General features: G+C 59.1%; 7 protein-coding genes. 5 read left to right on the forward strand and 2 right to left on the reverse strand.

The features are described 5' to 3' along the window. The first annotated feature begins 34 nt into the window (after positions 1-34). The 3 genes from K0F75_RS09125 to K0F75_RS09135 are packed head-to-tail and all read left to right on the forward strand — an operon-like array spanning position 35 to position 4,251. On the forward strand, positions 35-703 hold the full coding sequence (locus K0F75_RS09125) for an ABC transporter ATP-binding protein (RefSeq protein WP_219061548.1): 669 nt from the start codon (positions 35-37) through the stop codon (positions 701-703). A 1-nt stretch (position 704) separates the two neighbouring features. Further along, positions 705-3,185 (forward strand): FtsX-like permease family protein, encoded by a 2,481-nt coding sequence (locus K0F75_RS09130; protein WP_219061549.1) that lies wholly within the window; start codon positions 705-707, stop codon positions 3,183-3,185. After that, positions 3,175-4,251 carry a lipocalin-like domain-containing protein gene (locus K0F75_RS09135; RefSeq protein ID WP_219061550.1) on the forward strand — a complete coding sequence of 359 codons (1,077 nt, stop codon included), beginning with the start codon at positions 3,175-3,177 and terminating at the stop codon, positions 4,249-4,251. Before K0F75_RS09130 ends, K0F75_RS09135 begins: the two co-directional genes overlap by 11 nt. 89 nt (positions 4,252-4,340) lie before the next feature. Here K0F75_RS09135 and K0F75_RS09140 read toward each other — a convergent pair whose 3' ends face one another. Further along, entirely contained in the window at positions 4,341-8,951 is a 4,611-nt protein-coding gene (locus tag K0F75_RS09140) for an NEL domain-containing protein (RefSeq protein ID WP_219061551.1), read from the reverse strand. A 216-nt stretch (positions 8,952-9,167) separates the two neighbouring features. Here K0F75_RS09140 and K0F75_RS09145 point away from each other — a divergent pair, with 216 nt between their 5' ends. After that, positions 9,168-10,409, forward strand: coding sequence for an MgtC/SapB family protein (locus tag K0F75_RS09145; RefSeq protein WP_219061552.1), 1,242 nt, complete (start codon positions 9,168-9,170; stop codon positions 10,407-10,409). A gap of 90 nt (positions 10,410-10,499) precedes the next feature. Next, positions 10,500-11,078, forward strand: a complete 579-nt coding sequence (locus tag K0F75_RS09150) for a DUF4337 domain-containing protein (RefSeq protein ID WP_219061553.1) — start codon at positions 10,500-10,502, stop codon at positions 11,076-11,078. Between the two features lie 128 nt (positions 11,079-11,206). Here K0F75_RS09150 and K0F75_RS09155 read toward each other — a convergent pair whose 3' ends face one another. Continuing rightward, positions 11,207-11,443, reverse strand: a complete 237-nt coding sequence (locus tag K0F75_RS09155; protein WP_219061554.1) for a hypothetical protein — start codon at positions 11,441-11,443, stop codon at positions 11,207-11,209. Between the last annotated feature and the right edge of the window lie 175 nt (positions 11,444-11,618).

Below are 11,618 nucleotides of genomic sequence, written 5' to 3' on the forward strand. Positions count from 1 at the left end.
TCTTTGCCTACCCCTTTGTCAGGCGAGTGACTTCATGCTTCAGGTGCAAGGCGTATTCAAGAGCTACGCGACGCCACAAGGCCCGCTGGCGGTGTTACAGGGGGTCGATTTACAGCTCGAACACGGCAGCAGTCTGGCGCTGATGGGGGAGTCGGGCAGCGGTAAAAGCACCCTACTGCACCTGGTGGCCGGGCTGGACCAGATCGATCGCGGCAGTATCCGCGCCGGCGGACATCGCCTGGATCAGATGAGCGAAGCACAGCTTGCCCATTGGCGGCGCACCGAGATCGGCTTGGTGTTTCAGCAGTTCAACCTGATCAGCAGTCTGCCCGTCGAAGACAATCTGGCATTTCAGGCGCGCCTGGCCGGACGTTATGATCCGGCCTGGCAAGCACAGCTGATCGAGCGGCTGGGACTCGGCGCGCTGCTCAAGCGCTACCCGGAACAACTGTCAGGCGGCCAGCAACAGCGCGTCGCCATCGGCCGCGCGCTGGCCTCGCGCCCCGGCCTGCTGTTGGCCGATGAGCCCACGGGCAATCTGGACGAAGCCACCAGCGATGACGTCCTGCAACTGCTCCTGGATCTGCTGAAAAACACCCCGACCAGTTTGTTGATGGTCACCCATAGCCCGCGAGTCGCGGCTCGACTGGCAACCAGAGTGGTACTGCATTGCGGGCGACTGGCCGACGCCGGCGAGCGCTGAGATGCGCGTATTTTATTGGACATTACGCGCCCTGCTCAGCCATTGGCGTCAGCATCCGGTGCAGTTTTTCAGCGTGCTGACCGGGCTGTGGCTGGCGACCAGCCTGTTGACCGGCGTGCAAGCGCTGAACAGTCAGGCGCGGGAAAGTTACGCCCGTGCCAGCCAACTGATCGGCGGCGAACCCCAGGCCAGTCTGAGCGCGCCGAATGGCGCGCCCTTCTCTCAGGATGTGTTTGTCAGCCTGCGCCGCGCGGGTTGGCCGGTGTCTCCGGTGCTGCAAGCGCGCCTCTCGCTCAAGGGGCATGACGATCAGCGCCTGCAATTAATGGGCATCGAACCGGTGTCGCTGCCGGGCGGTTCGGCGGTGGCCGGGCAAGCTCTGGACATGGCGCAGATCGTTGGATTTTTCAGCCCACCGGGCAGCACTTGGATCGCCCCGCAAACCTTGCAGGCCTTGGGTTATCACGAAGGTGAGCAACCGCTGACCGAGAATGGACACGCCTTGCCACCGCTGCACAGTCAGGCCGACATGGCCCCGGGTTTGCTGCTGGTGGATATCGGCTTTGCCCAACACCTGCTGGGCATGCCTAACCAGGTCTCGCGACTGTTGTTGCCTAAAGACTTTGCGGCCACACAACCGGCATTGCCTGCCGAACGGGTCGGGCAACTGGTGCTCAAGAGCAGCGGTGAAGAAAACAACCTGTCGCGCCTGACCGAGAGTTTTCACTTGAACCTCGATGCGCTGGGCTTTCTGTCGTTCGTGGTCGGTTTATTTATCGTGCATGCCGCCATTGGCCTGGCACTCGAGCAGCGCCGCGGACTGCTCAGGACCCTGCGCGCCTGCGGTGTCAGCGCCCGTATGTTAATTCTCAGCCTGGGCGTGGAGCTGGGTGGCCTGGCCTTGCTGGGTGGCGTCGCCGGGGTCGTCAGTGGTTACTGCCTGGCCAGCCTGTTGTTACCCGATGTCGCCGCCAGCCTGCGGGGCCTGTACGGCGCCGAAGTGGCCGGGCAATTGAGCTTGAACCCCCTGTGGTGGGCCAGTGGTGTGGGTTTGAGTCTATTCGGTGCATTGCTGGCCGGGGCCAGCAGCTTGTTGCGGGCAGCGCGGTTGCCACTGCTGGCTCTGGCCAACGCACAGGCCTGGCACGAAGCCTATGCTCGCTGGTTGCGCCGTCAGGCGTGGGTGGCGGGCATCGCAGGCGTGACGGCGTTGTTGGCCTTATTATTGGGTGACAGCCTGTCCAGCGGTTTTGTGCTGATAGCCGCCCTGATGCTGGGCGCTGCACTGAGCCTGCCGGTGCTGCTCAATGCGCTGCTTGAAGCTTTGCTGGGCCGCAGTCGCTCGGTATTGGGCCAGTGGTTTCTTGCCGATTGCCGCCAGCAGTTACCGGCGTTGAGCCTGGCGCTGATGGCGCTGTTGTTGGCCCTGGCCGCCAACATCGGCGCGGGCAGCATGACCTCGGGATTTCGTCAGACATTCAATAACTGGCTGGAGCAACGGCTGACCGCAGAGCTGTACCTCAACCCACAGAACCCGGCCCAGGCACGCAGTCTTCAGACCTGGCTCAACGAGCAGCCACAGGTCCAGGCCGTGTTACCCACCTGGCAGGTCTCGATCCAGCTACAGGGCTGGCCTGTGGATGCAATCGGCGTGATCGACCACCCGACCTACCGTCAGCACTGGCCGCTGCTGGACGCTCAGGCGGGCGATCCCTGGGATCAACTGGCCCTGGACGACACCCTGATGCTCAGCGAGCAACTGGCGCGCAGGCTCAAGGTTCAGGTCGGCGATCAGTTGGCGATTCCAACACCACAAGGCCAGTGGTCGCCGCGCATCGTCGCGATCTACGCCGACTACGGCAATCCCAAGGGCCATCTGCTGGTCAACGCTCAGCACCTGCTGCGCTATTGGCCGCAGCTATCGCCCAATCGCTTCAATCTGCGCATCGCCCCTGCGTCGGTGCCGCCGCTGGTGCGCGAACTTCAGTCGCGCTTTGCCCTGGAAGACAGTCGCATCGTCGATCAAAGTCGGCTCAAGGGCTGGTCCACACAGGTCTTCGAACGCACCTTCGCCGCCACCGCCGCGCTCAATAGCCTGACGTTGGGGGTCGCGGGAGTGGCGCTGTTCATCAGCCTGCTGACCCAAAGCCAGAGTCGGCTCGGGCAACTGGCGCCGCTATGGGCGCTGGGCGTGACCCGGCACCAACTGATGCTGCTCAATCTTGGACAAACCTGGCTGCTGGCGGTGCTGACGCTGTTGTTCGCCCTGCCATTGGGCCTCCTGCTGGCCTGGTGCCTGGACGCGGTGATCAATGTGCAGGCCTTTGGCTGGCGCTTGCCGTTGCAGGTGTTCCCTGCCCAACTGGTGCAGTTGATGGCGCTGGCCCTGCTGGCGACCTTGCTGGCCTCGGCGTGGCCGTTGATCAAACTGTATCGCAGTCGCCCGGCCGACCTGCTGAGGACCTTTGCCAATGAGGATTAGATGGCTGCTGCTCTTGCTGGGCACCCTGCTATTGAGTGCCTGCGATGATCAAAAACCACCTGCCGATGGTTTTGCCGGGCTGAGTAACGAGGCCACTACGTTTGCCCAGGTCGTCCGAGGCAAGGTGTTCAGTTTCCCGCAGGATCATGGCGCCCACGACGGTTTTCGCATCGAGTGGTGGTACGTCACCGCCAACCTCAAGGATGACCAGGGCCGGCTATTCGGCGTGCAATGGACGTTGTTCCGCAACGCGCTGCATGCCGACACCCAGGCGCAGGGTTGGAGCAATCAGACGATCTGGATGGGCCATGCCGCAGTGACCTCGGCCAGCCAGCACTATGCCGCCGAACGCTACGCCCGTGGCGGCGTCGAGCAGGCCGGGGTTAACGCCTCGCCGTTCAAGGCGTGGATCGATGACTGGACGTTCGACAGCCAGTCAAGCGCTGAAAAACCGCTGGCGAACATGCAACTGCACGCCCGTGGACAGGCGTTCAGTTATCGACTGCAACTGACGTCCAGCCAACCGCTGGTGCTGCAAGGCGAGCAAGGCTTCAGTCAAAAGTCAGAACAGGGCCAGGCTTCGTATTACTACAGCCAGCCGTATTTCCAGGCAAAAGGCACCGTCGAAATAGACGGCAAGACGTATCAGGTAGCAGGCCCCGCCTGGCTGGACCGCGAGTGGAGCAGCCAGCCACTGACAGCCAGTCAAACTGGCTGGGACTGGTTTTCCATGCACCTGGACAGCGGCGAACAACTGATGCTGTACCGCATGCGGCAGAAAAACGGCGAGCCGTATCTGACAGGCACCTGGATCAGCGCTGACGGCCAGACACAGGTATTGAAGGGGCAAGAGATCCAGCTCACGCCACTGGCCTCGAGTGACGTCGCCGGGCACGCGCTGCCAACCCGCTGGGCAGTGAAAATCCCCGAAAAACACCTCGACATCACCACGACTGCGCTAAACCCCAATGCCTGGATGAACCTGCGCATCCCGTACTGGGAAGGTCCGGTGCAGTTGAGCGGAAGTCATTCGGGCACCGGGTACCTGGAAATGACCGGGTATTAAGTCGAACGGGGCTCACACCCGACACAGCCCGACAGCCGAATGCACTTAGGCTGTCGGGCACTCTGCGGGAAACGATCAAATGACCGTGATCAAATGCCTTCCAACGTCCACCGCTCCAATAGGGTCAACTCGCTCAACACGCGTTTTTCTTCCTCCTCTCGCTCCTGGCGCAAGGTATTTATCTGATTGAGATACTCACCCTCCATTGCCGGGGGTGACGCTGTAAGGTCTTCGAGTCGCTCATCGAACGAAGTCAGCCTTTCCTCAAACCGAGCTGCATAGTGCTGGTGCAAGTAATCGCTCCAGAAGCGCTTTTGGATCATGGAATCAACGTACTCAAGCGCCTGCTCACGCTGCAAAATGGTGCCTTCAGCGTTGATGATCGCCTCCGCGCTCACCCCCGCTATCCGCCGATAATTCATGCCGTGGGGCTGTGCAGGCAAACCCAGCCGGTCAGCCAGATCCGTTCGATAAGCCAAACGTACCTCGGCTTCATCGACGAGCAATCTCATGCTCTTCCTGGTGGCGATATCTTTCTCGGCGATTGCTTCGACGGCCTCGAGACGAAACAGACTCTTGCCCAGCGTGAACAAAACGCCGCCTTTTCCTTCCTCGGGCACGTTCAACAAGGCATTTCGGCTGTAGACCTCTACCTGAACATCGCTGAACAGCAAGCGCGCGCCGTCCGTGCAGGTTTCACAGCCTTGTGCCGCTCTCGCATTCAGAGTGCCTCGCAACACAGCGTCTTCTACCACGGCCTCCAGCACCCCAAGTACTTCAATGGTCAGTTCTTCATGGACCCGACGGAAGTCTTCGCTGCCTTGCAATTGTTGAATCAGCGATAGCAGGTAGGGGGCATCGTTGGCCTCCTCAACCCGTTGCCAGGCGAGCTCGATTCGACTGTTCAGTGAATCATTTCCCGGCACCTGCCAGAGATGCACACCCTCTGCCACCTGCGGATCCGGAGTAGGCGGCTCGGATTCTGACGGTTCATTGTCCGAAGTCTCAGAGCCAGAGGACGACACACGCCGCGAGGGGAGCCGCCTGATGTCGTCGGGGTAATCCGCAAGCAACGAATAGCGCTGATTCCAGCCACTGTCATTGACCCATGCGGTCTGCAGATCGTCATGGGAAATCGGATTCCCATACGCCCTGACAGTCAAATGTTGGTCGCTGGAGCGTTGGTTCTGCACGATGTGATCGGGTAAATGCACGATCTGGTTATCGGATATGTCGAGTTCCTGCAGTGGAATGTCCTCGACCCACTGCGGCCACTCGGTCAACCCCATCGACTCAAGGGCCAACGTGTCCAGCCTCAACCCGCTGCTACCGGCAAAACTGCCCAGTGTATTGCCCGACAGATCCAGCGTCAGCAACCGGGGCATCGCAATGAATACGTCCATGGCCTGCTGGTCAATCACCATGTCCTGACAGGCAATAGACACATAATTCAGTTGGGTGAATCCGGTCAGCCCCGGGGGCACACGTGAAAGTCCGCCGTTAGTGATAGACAGTTCTTTTAGCCCTGTAAATTTGCTCAAGAACACATCGAGTTGCCCGGCGTCAGCCGTCACATTGCTCAGGATGATTTCTTTAATTTTGCTGTAGTAATCCGGCAGATCCGGCAGATCCGAGAGGTCAGGCAAGGTAAAGGAATCGAGACTAAACGTGGTTCGCGGCTCTGGCATGGCACCTATCACATGCTCGCTGTAGCGCCAGGCACGAGAAAGTTCGTCTGCGATTCGCCCTCTTGTTTGACGTTCCAGCGCAGTCAACAGCGGATTGGACTCCGAAATATCGACCCAGCCATCCAGTGCATTGCGCAAGGTGCCGAATGCTTGAATCTGCTCATTCAAACGCTCGCTGACCCGCGCTACATCCCGGCTACCCAACCGGTCGATGTAGCCCACATCAGCGCTTTCAGGATAAAACGTGCGCAGTCTTTCACTGAGTGCCTCTACGCTCTCTTGCTGATACACAACAGCCGCTGCCATCGCCCCACGCCCACTCAACGGATAGCCGATTCGGCTATTGGACAGACGGGACGGCAGAGCGAATATCTGTCTGACGCGCGATTGGCCGAGAACCCGGGCAGCTTGATCGCGCGGCCCCATGGCGACCATGGCCAGGCGCTCCTTGAACGGGCTGATATCCCAGACACTGGGCACACCAATAGACTCGCGAGCCGAGTCCGGCAGCGCCCGCATGACCGCAGTAAAAAAATCAGCAGGCGCGTGTAGCTCGTTGCCCTCGCGGTCATGAGCCTGATACGTCTTGCCACGCTTGACCAGCGCTTTAACCTGGGACGCCGTCGGGCTGCCGACACGATTCAGCACCTGACCACCCGTCGAGCCCTGTCGGACCTCGATCGTCAGGTCCGCCGGCCAGCCCGGCAGCTTTTCAAGCGAGACCCGCGCGAGCTTGAGGGTGTCTGGGTGAGCACTGCCCGAGGCAAGGAAAAACCCTTCATAGGCACGGTTCAGTTGTGTTTCCCGCACATAAACACGAGCCTGTCCTGCCAGACGCACAGGTATGCGTTGCTGTCCGGTCATCTGCGCAACTTCGGCGGCACTGGCCTCGGCTACGATCTCCTTGGCGGCTGCCGTTGTAATGCTTGGAAAGTCTCGTTTGATCACGTTGACGAGCGGATCGGCGGTGGCCTCGCTGGCCTGATACTGCGCGTTGAATACCGCAGGCAAGTCCTCATGCGTACCGGACTGCACCAACGCCTGGTCCAGTCGAAACCGCTTTATGGTGTCAGCCAACTGTGGTGTCGGGGCCTGGTTTCCCAGGTGGATCCTGCGCAGCAGCGCTTCATCGGTCCCTGTGAGTGCCAGAATGTGCTCGGCTGCTTTTTCGGAAAGGGAATCTACCGAATGCCCCAACCGCTTGAATAAAGTGTTGATCTGCCAGCTGTGCAGGCTTTCGCCCTCGACCCGCCATGCGCCTGCGCCGTTATGTTCAAGGAGGGGCGAATACGTTTCGGTATAGACCGGGGGTTTGATCCGCCAGGCGTTGATCGCCGGATCAAGCGCTATCCGATAGAGTTTGTCGCTCAATGGCAGGTAGTCCTTGCCCTCGTGAGTGACGCGCCCTTCGGCATCCGCCGCGACCCAATCAGGCAGCAGTACGTCAGATTCAAACGGCTTGAGGTCGACCTTCCACAGACGGCTCTGACCATTGGCCAGTTTCACTTCGATCAGCGAGTCGATAAAAGCCGAACCTTCAACGGCCGGCACTTGGGACGCCCCGCTTGCCCCCAATGCAATGATCAAGGCCGCATTAGTTGCCACACCAAAAAGGTGCGCCAGCGTTTCCTCCATTTCAGCGTGATTCCAGGCCTCGACGCCTTCGAAGAACTCATTGAACAGCTGCGCGCCGGCCACCACGATCATGATTTCGCCCACACCCGGAACGAAAAAGGCCGCGAGATTCAGGACACTCAAACCAATGCCCAGAAACTCATCGTAGAAGGCCAGGCTGCTCTTGAAATCCTCATCGTCGGTGCGCACCGCCAAGTAGCGCGCATCATCGAGCACTTGTTGCAGTTGCTGACGGTAAAGCGTCACGAACAGGTTACCCACCAGTGCTGTTTCACCGAAGCTCAGGGTGGCATTTTTATCCAGCGTTTGCGTCCAGACGGCACTCGGACTGGGGAACAGTCTTTTGATCAAGGACGTGTCAGCAGCGCCCTTCTGCAGAACAGGGTCTGGTGTGAAGACGCGGTAAGGCAGCGAAGGAAAAAGCCGCGTGTTCAGGGCTTTGAAAAAAGCAGGCCGCTGCCGTTGAGTAATAAAACGACTGAAGAACTGCTGATAATCCGCTGACCCTAAACGCTCGGTCAGCGCCTTGGCGAAATCCGCAGTTGAGGCGTACTCCTTCAATGGGTGCAGAGGGTCTCCCGGGATATACGCCACGCAGGGCAACGCCTTTCCATCCTCATGGCTTCGATCCGCGCTGATCACCACTATTTTATGGATCGGCGTCTCGAACAGGGTTAATCGTACGACGCTCGCCGGTGAAGTCTCCGAGCGCTGAGCGGCCACCTGCAACATCATCTGATGAGCGCTTTCGCTGATATCCCCCTTGATGCGCGCGACAGTGATTTCCACCGATAGCGCATCCTGCTCACTGATCAGGAACAGCGCTCGACGATTAGCGCGTACCGCTGCGGGATTTTCATCCAGCCCGGTGTAGGGTTGAAATACCGAATCAAGGTGATCCTGATAAAGCTGCCCCAGGTTCAGATTGCGACAAGCACGGGCGAACTGTTCAGGGGTAATGGGCAGACGCTCTCCAGAGTGCTCATTGAGGAACACGCCAGAGCCTGTTTTGAAGGCACCGTCTTTACCCTCGTGCGCTTCGAAGTTTTGCAGCGCAGCCTCCAGCAGACTGCTGCTGGACCTTCTGTAGTCGACGTTGCGGTTAAAGAACATCGCGGTGCGCACATCGACCTTCACGTTGAACCAGTCGTGCAACGCCTTGGTCAACAACGGCTCGGCGAATGTGTCGATGCTCTGCAGTTCTTTAAGTACCTCGGCGACCCGCTTTCTCGAAAAACTACTGACTGCCATTTGCACCCTCAGGGTTTCACGCAGCGTGGGGTCTGCCTCTTTTAGCCAGGCGGGGATCTTGCTCTTGATGAAATCGAGGTTGGGTTGAACCGGTTTTTTAGGGTTTGAACGGAGTGAAACAGTCATAAAACACAACCTGCTGGCATAAATAGGACTGACCACGTTATGTATTTGGAGGGTTCAACTGAGGTAAACAATTAGCACCGACGAGGTCAGCCCTTCTGCTTTGAACAGCAAGGTGTGGATTTGCGGGCCGCCAAGGGATAAACAATGGCTTACTCTCTTAGCGGCACAACCATTGGGGTGCGTGCACAGCATCCAGCCAAAAGGAAATAACACGCTGTGGATGATTTCGACAGTATTGCCAATTTCGCCGCCGCCTTGGGCATTGGTCTATGGGTGGGGTTGGAGCGCGAGCGCAGGAAAGGCCAGGGCAAGGACCGTAGCTTTGCTGGCCTGCGGACATTCACCATTACCTCATTGCTTGGCTACGTCAGCATGCTGTTGGGTGGGGAGCTGTTGCTTGCCATTACGCTGCTTGGCGTGACCGTACTGGCGGCCATTGCCTATTTCAAAGCTCGCAGTCAGGACCCTGGCTTGACCACAGAGATTGCCCTGCTATTGGTTCTGGTGCTGGGCGGGCTGTGCTCAATCGATCCTGCTCTGGCCATTGCCTTCGGCGTCGTCCTGTCACTGTTGCTCACCTATCGTCAGGGCCTGCATCACTTTGTCCGCACGCAGTTGTCCGAGAGAGAGGTCCGTGATGGTCTGATCCTGGCCACCGCCGCGCTGGTCATAATGCCCCTTGTGCCTGATCGATTTATCGGTCCGTTCGCGGCGATCAACTTGCGCACAGTCTGGACACTCACCGTCTTGATAATGGCGGTTGGAGCCGCCGGTCATGTGGCCATGCGCTTGCTCGGCACACGCAATGGACTCGCCATCACCGGCATCGCTTCGGGCTTCGCTTCAAGCGCTGCGACCATCGCGGTCATGGGAAGTCGTGCGCGCAAAGAACCGGCACTGATGCTGCCGGCCAGCACCGCCGCCATTCTGTCCTCGCTCGCCACCCTCGTACAGATGAGCCTGGTCCTGGCCGCAGTCAGCCTCCCGACCCTCGAACTGATGTGGCTGCCCCTGTCCCTGGGATTCGCGACCACCCTGGTCTATGCCCTGATATTCATTTATTTGGGGAGAAACACCGAAAGCAGTCCTGCCGATGATGTCGGTGGTGCTTTCAGCATCAAGCTGGCGCTGCTGGTCGCCGTGAGTATTGCGGGCATCTCGATGATGTCTGCAGCGCTATTGGCCTGGTTCGGTCAAGGCGGCGTGTTTATTGCCACGGTTCTGGGTGGCTTTGCCGACACCCACGCCCCTTCTGCCTCTGTCGCCTCGTTGGTAGCCGCCGGTCAACTGCCGGTGGCCAGTGCTGTTCTGCCGATTCTAGCGGCCATGAGCAGCAATGCCTGCACAAAATGCCTGGTCGCGTGGACCAGTGGCGGGACAATGTTTTCCCGGCACGTGATACCGGGCCAAATACTGCTGCTGTGTGCTCTGTGGGGCGGCGCTTTCATCCAGCGATGAAAAGGGGGCAAATCGCAGATCGAGACATGGCGCCTCCGTCGATCCTGCGTTTACACTTCGACACTTATCCATTCGCGTAGATCAACGTCCATGTCTGAAGGCTTCGAAGTCCCCAGCCCGCACGAACATCATCTGGAACACGTCAACAAACACGCCCATGCCAGCGGCGACAATTTCGCGGGTAAGATAGCGGTGATGACGGCGATTATGGCGACCCTCGGCGCATTGCTCAGCTATCAGGCCGGCTCCACGGAGAGCGAAGCCGCAATGGACAAGAACAACGCCGCGATCAAAAAAACCGAAGCGTCCAACCTGTGGAATTACTACCAGGCTAAATCCAGTCGGCAAAACCTCTCTGAACTGGCGATCCATATCCCCGGCCTGGATGCCGCGCATTACACCGCCGAAGCCCTGCGCTACAAAAATGAAAAAGAAACCGTGCGCAAGAACGCTGAAGCCCTAGAGACAGAGGCGCGAGCGTGGGATGAAAAGTCAGAGTTGGCACTGCATCAGCATCACCGCTGGGCGCAGGCGATGACGGCGATTCAGATCGCTATTTCGCTGGCGGCGATTACCTTGTTGACGCGCAAAGAGTGGCTCAAAAAGGTGGCGTACAGTGCGGTGGGTGTCAGCGTCGTGCTGGGCACACTGGCGTGGTTACATATTTAAGTCAGACCGGGGTCCCCTCTTGTCGTCGGCCACGGAAAAGGCCGACTCAATCATCGAGCCGTCCAGCAGGGACCCCGCCAGCAAGCACAGCTGCTGGCGGCATGAGCACTGTCATCAAGCGTTCAGTTTCAGCGACTAAGCCAGGTGAACGCGAGATTGATGCCGTGTCGCAAGGCCTCGCCAAAGGTGCGCCACTCGCCCATTTCCTCGCCGAGTTTTACGCTGTCATTGCCAGCCCTGAGCCAGATAGTAATTCCGATAGGCGCCATACTTTTTGGATCCCCCCAAATGAAGTCGATCTTTGCTTGCTCTCCGTTTGGATGGATGTAGTCCACGGGATAAGGTCTTTCCACAACCAAATGCATGGCAATCTCCTTGAGCCGGCCCCGCGCCGGAATACACAAATAGACCATGAATTGGAATCACGCCACTCAGCGAAGCCCCCCTCAGCGCCATCAGAAAACAAGCTCCACCCCGAAGCTCCGGGGCCAGAGCAGCGGAGCGTGTTGATTAATTTTCCGATGCATATGCCTCCCCATC

The organism is Pseudomonas sp. UMAB-08, from assembly GCF_900095225.1.
GTDB lineage: Bacteria > Pseudomonadota > Gammaproteobacteria > Pseudomonadales > Pseudomonadaceae > Aquipseudomonas.